An 18323-nucleotide genomic window follows, 5' to 3' on the forward strand; every position below is an offset into this window, starting at 1 on the left:
AAATCTTACGTCCCAAAACAAACTTCTATGCCGCTTTGGATTAGACCATTTCTTTTTTTTCTATGTGGTGTTCTGGTACACCTCAATATTATTGGGGCTCAAAGCACCGTAGTGAGCAATCCTTCCAGTTGTGGACTCGGAGTAGCCATTCCCGATAACAATTGTACGCCTAACGGAACCATTTACCAACCCAAAGTAGTAGAAATTGTTGAAAGCAATACACCCGGCTTGTTGGGGCAGGACGTTTTCCTGAGTGAGGTACGGATAATCATCGACCACACCTGGGTCAATGATGTTAATCTTACCCTGGTTTCTCCTTCCGGCATCCAGGTGATCCTGACCTCTAATAACGGTGGAGGCGATAATAATTTTGGGAACCCGGAAGATCTTTCCTGTACCCAGTTTACCACTTTTTCTGTAAGCGGTTGTACGCCCATAAGTGAGGGAGTAGCCCCATTCCTGGACGGCCCCTATATTCCGCAAGACCATTTTTATCTGTTCAATGACGGGATTACGCCTGCTAATGGCCACTGGCTCCTTCTTTTATGCGATGATGCAGTAGGAGATACGGGAAGCCTGGAGTATGTAGAGCTCGTTTTTGAGCCGATGATCTGTCTTCCCATTTCCCAGGTTTTGGTAACGAACATCGATACGACTTCCGTTGAACTGGCCTGGGAACCTTCTGATTTCTGCGGCACTACAATCATTGAATTCGGCCCTTCCGGGTTTACTCCCGGAACGGATTCCATGGCAAATGAAGGACTCCTTCAGTTTTTTGATTGCACCCCCATTACCCTTTCCGGACTTCTTCCCGATACCGGGTACGAATTATATGTCAGAAGATATTGTGAATTGACCGGCCATTTTTCACCGAATAGCTGTCCGGTCAATTTTGTGACGGGATGCCAGCCGCCCCCTGTTTCGATGTGGGAAAATTTTGATGCCGAGGCCTCTTGTGTTGGCAACTGCCTGGTGGATTGTGATCTGGATGGCATCTGGAAGAATGCCCGGAATGACGATATGGACTGGATCGTAATGTCAGGAAGCACCAGCACGCCTGGAACCGGGCCTTCCGATGATGTTTCGGGTGGCGGAAATTATATTTACATTGAAACATCGGGATGTACCTCTGATATGGAGGCAGTGCTGTATTCTTCCTGTATTCAGCTGGATAAACAAGGAACGGACACCTGCCACCTGTCTTTTAATTATCACATGTTCGGGTTTACCATTGGCAGCCTTAGCCTTGAAGTTTCGGATGACGGCGGGTTTACCTGGCATCAATTATGGAAAAAATCAGGAAACCAGGGAGACGGGTGGCACAAAACCTTTGTCGGCCTCGGTAATTATGAAGACGGGGCGATCCTGCAATTTAGGTTCGTTGGACGAAAAACAAGTGGTTTAAAGGGGGATATTGCCCTGGATGATATTGTGATATACGGTTCTCAGGTAGTTGGAGATCCGGTGGTGGTTTATTATTTTGATGGGGATAATGATGGTTATGGGGATGATGGAAATTATGTATTGAGCTGCGCTGCGAATCCCCCTTCGAATTATGTCGTTACACCCGGAGATTGTAACGATTCCAATAATGAGATACACCCGGGAGCCCTGGAAATTCCATGTGATGGAATTGATAATAATTGTAATTTGGCAGAAGTGGATGATGATATCATTTTGCCTGCTCCACCCGCCACAGGCGATACCATTTGTTCGGGAGAAATCCCGGTGTTATGTGCCACGCCGGTTGAAGGGAATTTCATTTTGTGGTACGACGCTATTCGAACCGACAGCGTTGTGGCGTTTGGAAATTGTTTTATGCCAACGGATTTGCCTTTAAATAATAGTCCGGTTCCTGTTGAATTTACCTACCTCGTCGGGCAAACCCTGGACTTTAATTGTTTTACTTTTGATCTTGCAGAAGTGGTGGTGGTCATAAATCCTAACCCTGATGTCAGTACTCCCGATACGCCGGAGATATGCCCGTCTGAGTCCTTCAACCTGGCTTCTCTGGACATTTTGGATGCCAATTTTACAGGCGGTCAGGTCAGTTTTTATACAGCTTTACCGGCTATCCCGGAGAACTTAATCGATCCGCCGGTCGTGAGCCCTTCGGTTACTACGGACTATTATTTTTTGATGACCAGTCCTGACGGTTGTACCGATGAAGGCGCCGTGACAGTTGTGGTCAAACCAGGGCCTCAACTTTCCTTTTTTCCATCAGATTCTTTCTCACTTTGCAAAGAAGCCACCGGGATCATCAATGTTGAAGCAGCGGGGGGGACCGGAGCGTATAGTTATTTTTGGAGTACGGGGAGCAGTCTGTCCCAATTGGAGGTAGAGGCGGATTTTCTGGCCGGAACGGAAGATATTTACTTTGTGACGGTAACCGACGAAGAAGGATGTTTTAGTACTGATAGTGTAACGGTTACCACCACCAACAGCATTGATTCTGTTAGAGTATTTGTCGCCGATGTTTCTGAATGTATGGGCACGGATGGAAGCATAACGATAATACCCTTAAACGGGACCAGTCCTTTTAATTTTCAATGGACAGGAAGCGACGGGCTTTCCGGGACTTTGACCGGAGTGTCCGATACGGCCTTTATCACCGGTTTGCCTCAGGGGGGATATCATATAGAAATAACTGACAGCTCCGAGGCAATGTGTTCCTTTAATTTGCGCAATGTGATTGTTCAAGGCCCGGGAGTCATCATTATGCCGCCGGTGATTGATAATGTTTCTTGCTTTGGAGCACAGGACGGGCAAATTTGTCTGAACATTCAAGGCAACGGCGCTATTGATTATTTGTGGAATACAGGAGAAACCACCTTGTGCGTGGATGGCCTGAGCGGAGGATCCTATTCCGTGACCATCACCAGTGGCGAATGCGAAACAGTGCTCAATCAAATACTAGTGGATGAACCCGATTCTCTTTTTGTTGGGTATAATATAGTATCACCTACCTGTGCCGGATTGTCAAATGGAAGTATTTCAGTGACCCCTTTTGGCGGTACGGCTCCTTATCAATACCATTGGTCGACCAATGCGATCTCGCCTTATATTTTAAACAAGCCTATTGGAACTTATTCGCTTACCGTCACTGACTTTCACGGTTGTGCTTTCATGGATGAAATAGAATTGCCCGGACCGGACCCCTTAAACATTCAACTGGATTCATTAAAAAATATGAGTTGTAACGGCGTTAAAGATGGATTTATCCACATCTCCGGGCAAGGAGGAACTCCTCCCTATAAATATAAATGGAGTACGGGCAGTACCGCACCTGTTTTGTTGAATTTATCCGCAGGCGTTTACCAGGTTACCGTTACTGACCTCAACCAATGTCAGGCAGCCACCTCTTACACGATTGTCGATCCTGGAATACTCGAACTTGGGATAGTGGGGATCACACAACCCGATTGCCTGGGTGACACCACAGGTCAGGTTGAATTGTATGGAATAGGTGGGACTCCTCCTTATCATTTTTTTGGACCAGAAGGAGCACTGGATGGAAATTCCCTTGGGAATCTCGGGGTAGGCGTATATGAGTTTTATGTCGCAGACGGATATGGTTGTCAAAGCGATAGGGTTTATTTATCCCTTACTTCATTGGCGACACTGGACTTTGGCATTTCATTGGTAACGCCTTTGTGTGTTGGACCTTCCACCGGAAGTATACAACTTGAGCCTACCGGGATCGGTCCTTTTTCATACCAGTGGCTTGAAACAGGGGACACCACTTCAATGATTGGTCAGTTGACCACGGGAATATATTCTGTGCAGGTAATGGATGCCCAAGGATGCCTGTATGACACTTCCATCGTTATTGCCGCTCCCCAGGTATTTGATCTTGACTTTTCGATATCAGATCCCAGTTGTTTTGAAGTGGATGATGCGATAATTAGTGTATTGGTTTTAAACTCTGGCACTCCTCCGTTCCAATCGCTATGGAACGATGGGGCAGAAGAAACCAACCGTACTGATCTGGCACCAGGAGATTATCAACTGACTATTTCCGATGTGAACGGTTGTACTTTTGTGTCAGACACCCTCAATATAGAATATCCGGAACTACTCAGACTTGAAGTAGAGGAGGTGGGACTTCCACTTTGTAATGGTGAATCGACCGCATATATAGAGACCAATATTTTGGGTGGCACCGAACCTTTTAACATCAATTGGCTGGGAACAGGACTAGTGACAGAGGATATTTCCGATCTTCCAGCCGACGATTACAGAATAATAGTCATGGATGCGAATGGTTGTGCGATAGATACTACTTTTATCCTAAACGAACCAAGCGTGTTGGTGTCTGGGATTGAAATATTACAAGGGGAAGAATGTACCCCGGCTACCGGAGACACTTTGATGGCTTTTGCGACGGGAGGTACAATGCCTTACACCTTTACATGGAGCGAAGGCAGCCAGGGCGCTATTTTGACGGGGGTTGAACCCGGAAACTACAGTTTTACCGTCGAAGACGCAAATGGCTGTTCAGCGGTAATCGAAGATGTTAAATTAAAAGAAAAAACAGGGGCCATCATTCTGGATACCTTTATTGTGAATGGCATTAGCTGTTCCGGAGAAACTGATGCCAATATGACGGCGGTTATTTCCAATGGGTCGGGAGATTATCTTTATCATTTTACGCCAACTTACATCCTCCATACTTCAGCGGATTCCGTTACCAAGTTAAACCTTACCCATAGTGCTGTTTACAGTGTAACCGTTACTGACCTTGGCTCGGGTTGTACGGTTGAATCGGATGAGGTGTCCATTCAGGCTCCGTTGCCATTGACGGTGAGCCAGGATAGTTTTGATTTGGCTATTTGTTTTGGTGGTAATGAAGGAGGGGTGTATATTACTGTTTCCGGCGGTACACCTGAATACTCATTTGCCTGGAACAACCAGGATGGAGTCTTGGTTGGGGAAGAAGAGGATCTGGAAAATATTTCCGCCGGAATTTACACGGTACTGGTCACTGATGCTCACGGGTGTACCGTATTGGTGACAGATTCCAGCATAGTGTATCAAAATCCGCTGATCGTTAATGATTCTACCATCATAACGAATGTAAAATGTCGCGGAGACAGTACAGGCATGATCGATATTAATGTTTCGGGAGGAGTACCTCCTTTTACGTATAAATGGTCTTACGGAGGGGTAACGGATGAGGATTTGTCAGGGGTACCTTTCGGTTCTTATACTGTTACGGTTACAGATGCGGATACCTGTCGGGCTATTTTCCCATTTTTCTCTGTTGGACAACCGCCTACTGGCATTGAGTTGGTCAACCAGGTACTTAGCCCTCCATCTTGTTTTGGTTATCAGGATGGTTCCATTGCTGTTGATATAACAGGGGGAGGTTTTCCCTATAATTTTTATTGGAATTTTAATGGAGAAATTATCCCGGGACAAGTGTCAGATGTTATTGGAAACCTGGGAGACGGGATCTTTGAGCTCGTAGTGACCGATACCATGGATTGCCAGGAGCATTTTGAGTTTGATCTCGCTGAACCTGAAATGCTTGGAATTAGTCTAATCGGCATGCCACCTGATCCTCCGGCGAATGAAGGGAGTGTGATGGCTTCCGTTTCCGGGGGAACACCGGGTTATGCCTATTTTTGGAACACTGGGGATACGACGATGACTATTGAGGTGTCAGAAGTCAATACCTATGCCGTTACCGTAGTTGACGCAAATGGTTGTTCCCTTTCAGACTCTATTTTTTTGGTGCCGACAGGTGAAGCTTTTACCCCATTACAACGGTTTAACCTGTATCCAAACCCTGCAGACAATGGAATATTTGTTGATTTAACATTAAATGCAACAGGAGAAGTCCGGTTGACTTTATTTGATCTGCTGGGAACTATGGTGGAGATGGAATCTGTGGACAATTTTCGGGAAGGAAAACTTGAATTGAATACCACCCAACTTCCTGAAGGAATTTATTTTTTAAAATGCTTTGTAGATGGGGTGTTGGTTAAGGTAAGAGAAATAGGGATTATAAGATAAACGTCAATTCGCCACATTTATCCTGCCGCGACGGGTTCTCAGCAACCTGCCCCCAGGATTTGTAAAAATTTGAATAAGGAAGATCTGTAATATAATAATAGTAGCGGGTTGCGGATTGAAAAATCCGCAACCCGCTACTATTTACCATTCATTATTTTTGATCCCGGCCCATTTTAAAAAAATAGAATGCCCGGATTTTCTTCTTTAAATATTAAAAGTTATTCGGACAGCCAATGCCCCGTCCACCGCTTACACCCTGTAAACGACCAATATTAAAAGAGAGGGTAATATTTCCAAAGAAATACCAGTCATTGTACTGGCCTCCTCTACGGTAGGTAATATCCCCTTCTTCCGGACTTTTTACATTAGGGTTGCTGAATTGTGCGGCGATTTGTCCGTTGCCTTCCAGTACGTCGAGGTAATTGACAGGTGCCCCACTGATATCATCCAGGTGATCCGTGAAAAGTTTGCGACCTGAAAATTCAAAACCAAGGGTCCAACGTTCATCAAAGATCAATTTTATTCCACCCCCTAACGGAATATTGAGTTGTGTTAGCTGATAGGGCGCTGTGTAGGTGGGCAGTCCCTGACCTTCGGTGCCTAACGGCTGCAGGTCAACCCAGGTATCTTCAAGTCTTCCCTGTGGGTTAAACTTAAAAACCCCCACTCCTCCCATAAGGTAAGGTACGACTTCGACCCGTTTGGGGTCACCCATACGAAGAATGTTTAATTCTCCCATCAGTTCCGCTTCGAGCAAATTGGTACGGAAATTCAGTCCGCGTGACGGAATGCCCACGTCAAGGTCATCAGCCGAAAGTTTGGTATAGGAAACGCTAAGCCTTGCTGAAAATAATCGGGAAGTATTAAGTCTTCCGAATACTCCGATTGCCGGTTGGAATTCATTAAGGAAAAGGCCGAATTCTTTTGGGGATATATCGCCGCTATACAAAGATCCACCCAAAATGAGTCCGACTTCTGTCTTTTGGGCCTGGGTAAAAAAGCTTGAAATTAAAAAAAGGAGGATGAATATTTTTTTCATGATTTGACTATTGATAAATTTTTAGGATTAAGATTTTTCAACTTATTTTGTTCAATTATTGTTGCTGTCTAATGAGTAAATGCCTAAAAAGTGATTTACGATTTCCGGCGAATTTATTTATTATAATCCGGGATAAAGCCAAGACGGGGACATTTTACTTCCCCTTTAACGAAAAAACAGGTAAAGTATAGTATTGCAAATTAATAAATTAAAGGCAAAGTAGGTAACCGGTGACAAAAGTAATACTTTATTTTGATTTGATTAATTTGCCTACTTTTGAATTTCTATAATTTAACAGCTTGAATTAAAAGGAACTTATGGAGCGTGAAAAAACCGGCAATCAACCGGAAAAAAAGCCGAAACTGACTAAGGATGGTTTGAAAAAGGCTATGCACCTTTATTCATATGTAATGCCCTATAAATGGCAGTTTATTATAGGAATGGTTCTTTTATCAATAGGGAGTCTTATTTTCCTGGGGATTATGAAGATTCCCGGAGAAATATTGAATATAATTTCCGGGGAACCCCGGTTTGGACTGACCCTCGGCAAATTGTTCTTGCTCCTCTCCGGTTTATTGGTCATCCAAAGTTTGTTTTCCTATTTCAGGGTTAATTTGTTTGCCATAGTTAGTGAAAAGAGTATTGCCAACCTCAGACGGGATCTGTACAAAAAACTCCTGACCCTGGAAATTCCTTTTTTCGAAGAAAGAAGAGTAGGGGAGCTGACGAGCCGGATTTCCAATGATGTAACCCAGGTACAGGGCGTCATGTCGATCACCCTGGCAGAGTTTGTACGACAGATCATTACGCTGATCGGAGGGATTGCCATAATTATTTTCACTATGCCTCGTTTGGCACTTACCATGTTACTGACTTTCCCTTTTGTGGTGGTGGCGGCCATGTTTTTTGGCAAGTTCATCAGAAAACTTATGCGCGAACGGCAGGATAAAATTGCCAAAACGAACGTGGTCGTCGAGGAGACTATGCAAAGTGTCCAGACGGTAAAAGCTTTTACCAACGAGTGGTTTGAATTAAACCGGTTCAATAAGGAACTCAAAGATGCTGTGGACATTTCCCTGCGGGCAGCGAAATTCAGGGGCGTATTTTCGTCTTTTATCATATTGGTAATGTTTGGAGCCTTGTTTTTTATCATGTACGAGGCAGCTTTGCTCGTACAGTCAGGAGAAATGAATAAAAACGGGCTGATTGATTTCGTTATTTACACCGGCGTCATCGGAGGTTCAATAGTCAGCCTGGGCAATTTTTACACCACGATCGTATCTGCAGTCGGGGCGGCCGAGCGCATTTTTGAAATCATGGAAGAGGCGGCGGAGGTCGAGCTGAGCCCGCTGGAACCCCTGAAGCCGGAAGAGCGTTTTTCCGGGGCCATTCGTTTTGAAAATATCAGTTTCGTTTATCCAACGAGGACGGATATCCAGGTACTGAAGGATATTTCGCTGGAAATCAAACCCGGGGAAAGAGTTGCCCTTGTCGGAACCAGCGGTGCCGGAAAGTCTACCATTGTTCAGTTGTTATTGCAGTTTTACAAGCACCAGACCGGAATCATTGAAGTGGATGGAAAAAATATCCGGGAATATCCTCTTTCCAAATATCGACAAAATTTTGCAGTGGTTCCCCAGGAAGTAATACTTTTCGGGGGAACCATCAAAGAAAACATCCTTTACGGTAAACCCAATGCTACAGACGAGGAAGTAATTGAGGCTTCCAAAAAAGCTTATGCCTGGGAGTTTATTCAAAAATTTCCGGAAGGACTGGAAACCATCGTCGGGGAACGTGGCGTAAAATTATCGGGTGGGCAGCGGCAGCGAATTGCTATTGCGCGCGCCATTTTAAAAAATCCGCCCATTTTATTACTGGATGAGGCTACCTCTGCCTTGGATGCTGAATCTGAAAAAGTGGTTCAGGAGGCACTGGAAGCATTAATGGAAAACCGGACTTCCATTATCATTGCCCACCGGTTGGCTACCATCAAGGATGTGGACAGGATCTATGTGCTTGAGCATGGTAAAATCGTAGAACAGGGAACGCATCTTGAACTGTCAACAAAAGAAGGGGGGGCTTACAACAGCCTGGCAAAACTTCAATTTGATTTGGTTTCCTAAATAATCGGGCTGGCAGAAAATGCCATCAAGTAATCATGGCTTTCACTTGTTTTAAGGGCTTCTTTTGGCAGCATGAAGGAAGGGTTGAAAAATTTTGCTTGTTGAAATAATTGGAAGCAAAATGGGAAAATAACAGGCATTATTGGGGGGTACTTTTTAAATCAAAATTTTATACAACAGGATTTTTAAAGATAATTTATACATTTGCACTTTAAAATTGAAAAGAAATAATCAAAACTATGCCAAAGAACCTACTGATTGTGGAGTCGCCGGCGAAGGCAAAAACCATTGAAAAATACCTCGGCAAAGATTTCACTGTTAAATCCAGCTTTGGACATATCCGTGATCTGGAGAAAGGAAACAATGCGGTTGAAGTCGACAATGGCTTCAAACCCAAATACATTGTTTCCCCCGAAAAAAGAAAGGTAGTCAGCGATCTGAAAAGCTGGGTAAGTAAGGTCGATGAAGTATGGCTGGCTACGGATGAGGATAGAGAAGGAGAAGCCATATCCTGGCATTTATGTAAAGTTTTAGGGCTCGATGAACATACAACTAAACGCATCGTTTTCCGTGAAATCACCAAACCTGCCATTCTTCATGCTGTTTCCAATCCCAGAACGGTAGATACCAACCTGGTCAATGCACAGCAGGCAAGAAGAATTCTCGACCGTCTTGTAGGATTTGAACTCTCAGGAATTTTATGGAAAAAAATCCGGGGAAAATTGTCTGCCGGTCGTGTGCAGTCGGTAGCCGTAAAACTTGTTGTGGAACGGGAACGGGAGATCATTGATTTTAATCCTGCGCTATATTTTAAATTGTCGGCCGTTTTTAACGTAAAAACCGGTAATGGAAAAACAGTAGAACTTAAGGCTGAAAGTCCTGACCGTTACGATTCCGCTGAGGCTGCCGAGGCATTCCTGAAAAAATGCATCGGCGCTACCTTTAGCATAAAGGATATAAATGTAAAACCGCTCAAACGAAAACCGGCAGCCCCTTTTACGACTTCCACCTTGCAACAGGAAGCGAGTCGTAAATTTGGATTTGCCGTAAAACGGACGATGATGGTCGCCCAGCGCTTGTACGAAGCAGGGCACATCACCTATATGAGAACTGATTCCATCAGTCTGGGGGAGCTGGCCATACAAAGTATTGCCCAGGAGGTCGAAAAATCTTTTGGGAAAGAATACGTTAAAATCCGCCGGTTTAAGACGAAAAAGGTTGATGCACAAGAAGCCCACGAAGCCATTCGGCCCACTTATATTGTGAAACAAAATGTATCGGGGGACCGCGACGAACAGCGTTTGTATGAATTGATATGGAAACGGACCATTGCTTCCCAAATGGCAGAAGCAGAACTTGAAAAAACCACCGTTGAGATAGGAGTATCTACCGTTCCGGATGCCAGGCTTCAGGCCATTGGAGAAGTATTGAAATTTGAAGGATTTCTTAAAGTTTACCTGGAATCCAAAGATGATGATGACGAAGAAGAAGCCAAGGGAATGTTGCCCCCCCTCAAAGTGGGACAGGCTCTGGATCTTGAGGAACTGACTGCCCTGGAACGTTATACCCGCCCCCCTGCCAGGTATTCAGAAGCAGGACTGGTGAGCAAGTTGGAAGAACTGGGGATTGGCCGCCCGTCTACTTATGCGCCTACCATTACCAAGATCATGGAAAAGGAGCGTGGATATGTGGTTAAGGAAAACAGGGACGGCGAAGAAAAGCAGTATCTGGTTTTCACTTTGCATAACAACCAAATAAATAAAGCCACAAAGACAGAAATGTTCGGTGCTATAAAAAACAGGCTTTATCCCACGGATATGGGAATGGTGGTGAGTGACTTTCTCGAAGATTATTTTGCGAATATCATGAATTATAGTTTTACGGCCAAGATCGAAAAACGATTCGATGATATTGCTAATGGAAAGGAGGTATGGACGAAAATGCTCCAAGACTTCTATGTGCCTTTTCATTCTATGGTTGAAAAAACGATTGAAACGGCAGATCGCCCGAATAAAGAACGTGTTTTGGGACAGGATCCTGATTCTGGCTATACCTTACTCACCCGCTTATCCCGCAATGGTCCTGTGGTGCAGATAGGAACCCCGGAAGAATTGGGTGAAGAAGAAAAGCCTCGGTATGCCAACCTGGCACCTGGACAGTCGATGGAAACCATTGAGTTTGACGAAGCCATGAAACTGTTTGCGCTTCCTAAAATGATTGGTAAGTACGAAGGCCAGGAGGTAGTCATTGGTGCCGGAAGATTTGGCCCATACGTGAAATTCGATGAAAAATTCATTTCCCTGTCCAAAGGGGAAGATCCTCATGGGGTTTCCCTTGAGCGGGCTATTGAACTCATAGAGGAAAAAAGAAAACAGGATGCCCCGGTTTACGAGTATCAGGGAAAGGAAGTGACAAAGGGTGTTGGCCGTTTTGGACCTTTCCTGAAGTGGGACGGAATATTTATCAATGTTCCTAAAAGATTCAACTTTGATGAACTTTCCGATGCTGAAATTGTTGAGTTGATTGAAGAAAAAATAGAAAAGGAGGCCAACCGCTTTATTAAAAAATGGGAGGAAGGAAAAACCCTGATCGCACTTGAAAACGGACGGTGGGGTCCTTTTGTCCGCTACAATAAAAAAGCGATAAAACTGCCTAAAATAGATGGAGCCAAAGCCACTCCGGAAAGTGCTGCAACCCTTTCGTTGGAACAGGTAAAAGAGATTATCGAAGCCGAGATTCCGGGAGCTTTTAAGAAAAAGGCTGCAGCGCCTAAAAAGACAACCGCTAAAAAACCGGCGGCCACCAAAAAAAAGACAACTACTTCTAAAAAGAAATAAAAAGTTTGCCATGGACGAAAAGAACAAAAAAAATCAACAACTAAACCTGGAGCTTCCCGAAGAAATTGCTGAAGGGGTTTATTCCAACCTAGCGATCATCTCTCATTCCTCATCGGAATTTGTATTGGACTTTGTGCGATTGATGCCCAATGTGCCCAAAGCAAAAGTCAAATCCAGGATTATTCTCACGCCTCAGCACGCGAAGCGTTTGCTCAAGGCCCTCAATGATAATATCCAGCGTTTTGAAGCTCAGTTCGGAACCATCGATGAACCGGACCAGCCACCGTTCCCTCCGATGAGTTTTACGCCGACAGCACAGGCGTAAACGTTTTATATACAGAAAAAAAAACCGCAAAAAGTATACATTACTTTTGCGGTTTTTTTTTGCCGTCAATTCATTGAATTTAACTCTAAGTCCTTTTTTGAACAGTAAACTTCGTTGGGCGGCGCCTAAAAATTGACCAGTTCAATATCAAAAACCAATACGGAATTGGCAGGAATATTGCCTGTTGCCTGGCTGCCATACCCTAGTTCTGAAGGAATAAAAAATGTTCCTTTTCCGCCTTTTTCCAGCAGAGGAATGCCAATTTGCCAGCCGGGAATAAGATTGTATAAGGGAAAGGTAGCGGTAGCTCCATCCTGGGTGCCATCAAAAAAAGTGCCGTCAAGCAAAGTACCCGTGTATTTTACCGTTACCGTCGCATCAAAAGGTGGATGATTTCCATTCCCCGTTTGGGTAATAATATAAAAGAGCCCGGATTCGTGTTCTATAGCATCCAGATTGTTGGCATCGAGAAAATCAAGGATTTCTTCCCGGTTGATCTTATTATAATCTTTTGAACAAGAAGCGAAAAATAAACCGACAAGGGTAATGATTGCAAGTAATTTCAAATTCATTTATAACTAATTTATTAACAATATTAAAGCCAATTAACTTTCTTAGGGACGATGAAAAAACAAATTGATAGTCTTAATTTTAAATTTTATTTTTTCCTTTTGTCCATACCATAACAGATCATTTTCAGAAGTGTTGAGGGGCTGACAAGGAAAATTCGATTTTCAAACCTAATTATTACTCAAATTATTTTGGAGTAAACTACGATGCTAAATAAAATCTACATCTACGTCGTAAGGATATATCATTAAAAACTCTATGGCACGGTCTACGGAAAAACCTTCGTAAACCACTTTGTATAGCATCCTCGTTATGGGAACGTGCAGCCGATAGTGATTGGCCAGATAGTTGGTAATGACAAGCGTTCTTACCCCTTCTGCCAACTCATCGGTAGTTTTATTGATTTCTTCAAGGGATTCTCCTTTTCCGAGCCGATAACCAAAGGTGAAATTGCGGCTGCTTTTACTGGTAGCTGTGGCAATGAGGTCACCGATGCCGGCGGTGCCGAGGAAAGCACTGCTTTCGGCCCCGATTTTTTTACCAAAATGGATCATTTCGCCAAGACCACGGGAAATCAGCATCGCCTGAATGTTTTTTCCGAGCCCATGTCCGCGGAGGATCCCCGAACCCAGAGCGATGACGTTTTTAAGTGCACCTGCCAGCTCAGCTCCCAAAAGGTCGTAATTGCCGAAAACATGAAAATGTTTGCTGTTGAGATTTTTTTTACCAAGGTTGATCACCTCGTCAAAGTGGCTGGCAATAACCGTTGCAGTAGGCTGCCCTTCCATGATTTCGCTGGCCAGGTTGGGGCCGGCCAGGCAACCCACTCTTTCTACGGAACTTTCCTGCTTGATCACCTCCGTCATCGTGCATATATCTGACAGGGTTACATTTTTGTTTTCAATATCATTTAAATCGATATTCCGCAGGTCAAACCCTTTGGTACCATGAATGAGGATGTGGTAAGGACGAAGGGATGGTCCCAGGTTTTGCATCATCACCCTGAATTTATTCGAAGGCACGATGGGGAAGATCAGGGTGCATTCCCTGGAAACTTCCTCCAGGGAATTGGTGGCAACAATACGCTCACTCAGATTTAATCCAAAATGGCGATGCTCCAGGTTGATTTTATCCACCACTTCCTGTTTCCTGCTAAAGACCAGTACATCGGTGTTGTGCGCCAACAAATTGGCTATCGCTGTTCCAAAACTACCTACTCCTATAACACCTGTCCGTTTTCCTTTTTTGTCTGGCATTTCAACTTTTAATTAATTCATAAAAGTACGCATTTTGTGAACAGATTTCCTATTTCCTAAATTAGGAATTACTAAAGTTTGAATAAAATAAAGATTACTCGTAGATTTGCGCCCGCACTGAAACTTTTTCCGGATATTTCAGGTTGCAATAATGTAAAATGTTGACTTTTAACTCCCCAAACTCAAAACTCAAACCCAAACTCACTTTAGTCTTTTACATTTTACATTTTACATTTTACTGGCCCCGTAGTACAACGGATAGTATGTAGGTTTCCGGAACCTAAGATCCAGGTTCGATTCCTGGCGGGGCTACTCTTTTAAACCGCAAAATGCAAAATGTAAAATTTTAAATTAAAAAGTGAGCGGGTTGGCGTTTGGGCCTGTCATTTTGGAATACTTCCTTTTACTTTCTACATTCGGTATTTTACATTTAATTCTCGTCCTGGCGGGGCGACATCTCCATTGGAAGTATTCCGGTAACGGTGCCACATTTCATCATTTTATCCCCGAAATAGGGATTTTCGATATCTTCTTCCCGGCTGATCCAATCGGCCCCGTCATTGTCAAAGGCCATAGGGCAATGTTGAATATATAGGGTATCACCATCGTATCCAAAGGCTTCAAAGGTCTGGATCAACAGCTGGGAAAGGAAGGAGAATTGGGTGCGCTGGGCTTCGACATCTGTTAGGGTTTTAATTTGTTCAGCATGCCCTTTCATCCCGTTCAATTGATCCATCCAATACATATGGGCACTTCCTTTCAGCAGGCTCCTATCAGGTTTTGTAAGATTTTCCAGGAAAGCGGGCACCGCAGCAATTGCGGCATCCTGATCGGTAGAAACGAGGGCGTTTTTTAATGCCAGGTATGGTTTGACCAGATCACTTAACTGGGCTTTAAAAGCTACCGGAGTGTCCGCCCCAAAATCGGGAAGGGTTGCAGGGGGTTCCTTTCCTCCTTTTTGTTTAACCATTTTATTCATCATGCTTTGCTGATTGTTCAGCTGGGCAGAGGCATCAATGGCAAAATTTCCACGAGTCACTACTTCCTCACCTGCTTCCAAACCGCCTTCAATAAGGAAACTATTTCCAAGAGAAGGCCCCAGGTCTATTTCACGATAAGAATAGGAGGGGATTTCCATGTCGGGCAATTTCACATAAACCACCGAACGCTTGCCCGTCCACAAAACTGCCGATTTGGGAACCATCAATTTTTCGTTTGCGGCCATGCTGGCTTTTACTTCTCCCCGGACGAACATTTCCGGTTTGAGCAGACCTGCACTGTTGTTTATTTCAGCACGCAAGGAAGCAACCCGGGTTTTGGGGTTGATCACTGGATCGATATAATTGATTCGGGTGGTAAAGGTTTTAGTGGACAGGGCTGGGGTAGTAAATTCAACTTTATCCCCAACGTGAATATTGGCCAGGTCTTCTTCATAACCATCAAATAAAACCCAAAGGTTGCTAAGGTTGATAAGGTCGAAAAGTACTTGTCCTTTGTTTACGTAGTCGCCCATGGCAATTCTGCGGTTGGAAACCACTCCGTCCGTTTCGGCATAAAGGGTAAAGGTTTCCTGGATGGTTCCGCTTTGTTCAATGGCTTCAATGGTTTTTGCCGGAATTTTCCAAAACAGCAGTTTTTTTCTCGCCGCTTCGGCAAGTTTTGGATTCACGTCGGAAAACTTCAGAGCTTCTATCAATTCCTGTTGGGCGGTGACCAGTTCCGGGGAATAAATGGTGGCGATTTTTTGTCCTTTTTTGACTTGCTCGGCGGTAAAGGTGATAAACAACTGCTCGATACGCCCGGGAATATGAGCAGACTGACTGGAGGAGCGCCTTTCATCGGCCTGAATTTTTCCATTGAGTAATATAGATTTTTCGTGCTTTCCTGAAGCTCCGATAACCGTAGTTTGAATATTGGCCAACTTAATGGCTTCCTGTGTCATTTCCAGCACAAGCGGATCATTATTGGAACTGATGTTGAGAAGGGGGATCAGGTCCATTCCGCAAATAGGGCATTGCCCCGGCTCAGGTTGCTGAATTTGCGGGTGCATGGAGCAGGTCCAGATTGTTGGATTTGCGGATTGGTGGTTATGCTCAATATTTGAATCGGGATTACTTTGAGTTTTTGCAGGTTTAATAAACCACGCTGCTGAAAAACCTAAGGCTAAAGCCATTATTCCAACGATATATATTGATTTATTCTTCATAATGCTGATTATTTAAAATCTCTGATAAATTTTGTCAAATAATTTAGTCCTGTTTAAATCAGGCAACGTGGACTAACTTTGCGTCCTCCGCGCCTTCTTCGCGTGCTTTGTAGTTAAATAATTAATAATCAATCAAGTACCTCTCGATTTCGATCTTGGCTTTATGACTTTTAACGGTAGCTTTCAAAATATCCATTTCGTAATTGACGAGGTCATTCTCCAGGCGAAGCAATTCATCAAAACTGTTTCCGGAATTGGTGTAGCTCTCCTGTAAAATGTCAATGACGGATTGGGTGATCTTTATTTGTTGCTGATACAGTTCCAGTTTCAAAATGGCGTCTTCATAATCTGCATAGGCTTTTTCAATGCCAGCCATAAATTTCAACTGAAGATCTTCCTTTCGATTTTCCAGGGCAGTAATTCTCAGTTGTTCTTCCTGGGCCCTGGCGGTGTACTTTTTACGATTCAACGGAACAGTCATTTTGATCTTTGGAACCAAAATGTCACGTCCGTTACTTTCCGGATTGGCGTCGCTGCGTTTCCCCACCAGGATGTAATCCAGGCCAACCCCAAAGGAGGGTTTACCGTTGAGCGTGTTCAGATCCATTTCCTTTCTGGCGCTTTCCTGCTGGAGGGAATACATAGTTAACATGGGGTGATGCTCCCTGATATTTTCCGCTAAACTATCCTTGTCGAATATCAGTTCAGCCGGTTCAAATTCATCCGTAACCTGCACCTGAACATCTGCGGGGCGGCCCAGGGCCTGGTTGAGGGTGGCCTGGGCTATAGATTTTTGGTTGGCAATTATTTTTAGTTTTTGATCCAGTTCCTTTAGCTTTAATTGCGTCCTAAGCACATCCGCAATGCTGCCTTTACCACTTTCTGTTTTGGCCAGGGCGGTGGATTCCAGTGCCTTAAAAAGCATGATATTACCCTGGATAATCTCCATACTTTGATTGAGTTCATACAACTCCAGGTAAGCCATTTTTACCTGGTAGAACAGATCGAGTTTGGTTGCCGTTATGCGTTCGAAGGATACGCTTGCATTGCTCAGGGCGATAGCTTTCCGGGCATTTAACGTCCCTTTCCATGGGAACATTTGGGAGGCTCCAAAGGCAATCCTTTGCGGCCCTAACCGTGTTTCGGCAGGCAAGGCGAATAAGCCCAGGCTGACTTCAGGGTCAGGTAACTGGCTAACCTGTGGCGCCTTCTCCAAAGCGGCAAGGTACTCCTGTTCCAAAGCTTTAAGTTCATAATTGTTGGTCTCCGCTATGCTCAGTAAATCATCTAACGGTTGTCCAATCATCTCATTAGAATAAAATAGAGATAGGGAGATAAATAGAGATAGATGGATAAATAGAGATAAATTGATATTTGGAGATTTTTTATGTTTCATAAATTGTCACTTTTTCGAATCCGGGTAATGAAATTGTTTAATTTTATTTCAAGCTTTTTTGAGCAACTTTTCAGGTCGTTAAATACATCTATATTCAAGATTTTTCTTTCGTGTAATAATTCCACCCAGTGAATACTAAATTCGTTAAGAGAAGCTCGGGCAATCAGGTAGAATCGTATTTTATCTAATTTGTGATAACGGCCATATCCTTCGGCAATATTTGCTCCAACAGAATCTGCTGACCGCACTGCCTGATCTCCCATGATTTTTTGGTCTTGCCATTTCATTTCACAATAAATTTGCCATATTCCACTTGAAAGCTCTCTGGATAATTTATATATTTCCAGATCCTTTAATTCAATGTATTTTCCCATTTTCATTTGTTTTAAGGGTTAAAAAATATTATTACAGTCATATTAACCAAAAATCAAACAAAAAAATCCCCTCACGCCTCCTTTCCAATACTTAATACCGAAATAAGGTCCTCCATCTGTCTCCATCTATCCCCATCTGTCTCCATCTATCCCCATCTATCTCCATCTATCCCCATCTA

General features: G+C 43.8%; 10 protein-coding genes and 1 tRNA gene. 5 read left to right on the top strand and 6 right to left on the bottom strand.

Annotation, left to right across the window (positions count from 1 at the left end; all coding sequences use genetic code 11):
• The first annotated feature begins 27 nt into the window (after positions 1-27).
• Entirely contained in the window at positions 28-6018 is a 5991-nt protein-coding gene (locus H6571_00085) for a T9SS type A sorting domain-containing protein (GenBank protein ID MCB9322114.1), read from the top strand.
• A gap of 211 nt (positions 6019-6229) precedes the next feature.
• On the opposite strand, the gene H6571_00090 is transcribed toward H6571_00085, so the two are convergent.
• Positions 6230-7057, bottom strand: a complete 828-nt coding sequence (locus H6571_00090) for a hypothetical protein (protein MCB9322115.1) — start codon at positions 7055-7057, stop codon at positions 6230-6232.
• A gap of 317 nt (positions 7058-7374) precedes the next feature.
• On the opposite strand from H6571_00090, the gene H6571_00095 reads away from it, so the two are divergent.
• From H6571_00095 to H6571_00105, 3 genes are all read left to right on the top strand, one after another.
• Positions 7375-9180 carry an ATP-binding cassette domain-containing protein gene (locus H6571_00095; GenBank protein ID MCB9322116.1) on the top strand — a complete coding sequence of 602 codons (1806 nt, stop codon included), beginning with the start codon at positions 7375-7377 and terminating at the stop codon, positions 9178-9180.
• 239 nt (positions 9181-9419) lie between these two features.
• Positions 9420-12017, top strand: a complete 2598-nt coding sequence (topA, locus tag H6571_00100; protein MCB9322117.1) for a type I DNA topoisomerase — start codon at positions 9420-9422, stop codon at positions 12015-12017.
• Positions 12018-12027: 10 nt separating this feature from the next.
• Positions 12028-12342: a DUF3467 domain-containing protein gene (locus H6571_00105; GenBank protein MCB9322118.1), complete on the top strand. Its 315-nt coding sequence runs from the start codon at positions 12028-12030 to the stop codon at positions 12340-12342.
• 125 nt (positions 12343-12467) lie between these two features.
• On the opposite strand, the gene H6571_00110 is transcribed toward H6571_00105, so the two are convergent.
• Entirely contained in the window at positions 12468-12914 is a 447-nt protein-coding gene (locus tag H6571_00110; GenBank protein ID MCB9322119.1) for an FKBP-type peptidyl-prolyl cis-trans isomerase, read from the bottom strand.
• A gap of 207 nt (positions 12915-13121) precedes the next feature.
• The gene (locus H6571_00115) at positions 13122-14168 is read right to left on the bottom strand and encodes an NAD(P)-dependent glycerol-3-phosphate dehydrogenase (GenBank protein MCB9322120.1); all 1047 of its coding nucleotides are present in this window, start codon (positions 14166-14168) and stop codon (positions 13122-13124) included.
• 240 nt (positions 14169-14408) lie between these two features.
• On the opposite strand from H6571_00115, the gene H6571_00120 reads away from it, so the two are divergent.
• A tRNA-Arg gene (locus tag H6571_00120) sits at positions 14409-14480 on the top strand.
• 118 nt (positions 14481-14598) lie between these two features.
• On the opposite strand, the gene H6571_00125 is transcribed toward H6571_00120, so the two are convergent.
• From H6571_00125 to H6571_00135, 3 genes are all read right to left on the bottom strand, one after another.
• Positions 14599-16374: an efflux RND transporter periplasmic adaptor subunit gene (locus H6571_00125; GenBank protein MCB9322121.1), complete on the bottom strand. Its 1776-nt coding sequence runs from the start codon at positions 16372-16374 to the stop codon at positions 14599-14601.
• Positions 16375-16495: 121 nt separating this feature from the next.
• On the bottom strand, positions 16496-17770 hold the full coding sequence (locus H6571_00130; GenBank protein MCB9322122.1) for a TolC family protein: 1275 nt from the start codon (positions 17768-17770) through the stop codon (positions 16496-16498).
• On the bottom strand, positions 17767-18144 hold the full coding sequence (locus H6571_00135; protein MCB9322123.1) for a four helix bundle protein: 378 nt from the start codon (positions 18142-18144) through the stop codon (positions 17767-17769). Before H6571_00135 ends, H6571_00130 begins: the two co-directional genes overlap by 4 nt.
• Positions 18145-18323 lie beyond the last annotated feature (179 nt).

The sequence above is a fragment of the Lewinellaceae bacterium genome (assembly GCA_020636105.1).
GTDB lineage: Bacteria > Bacteroidota > Bacteroidia > Chitinophagales > Saprospiraceae > BCD1.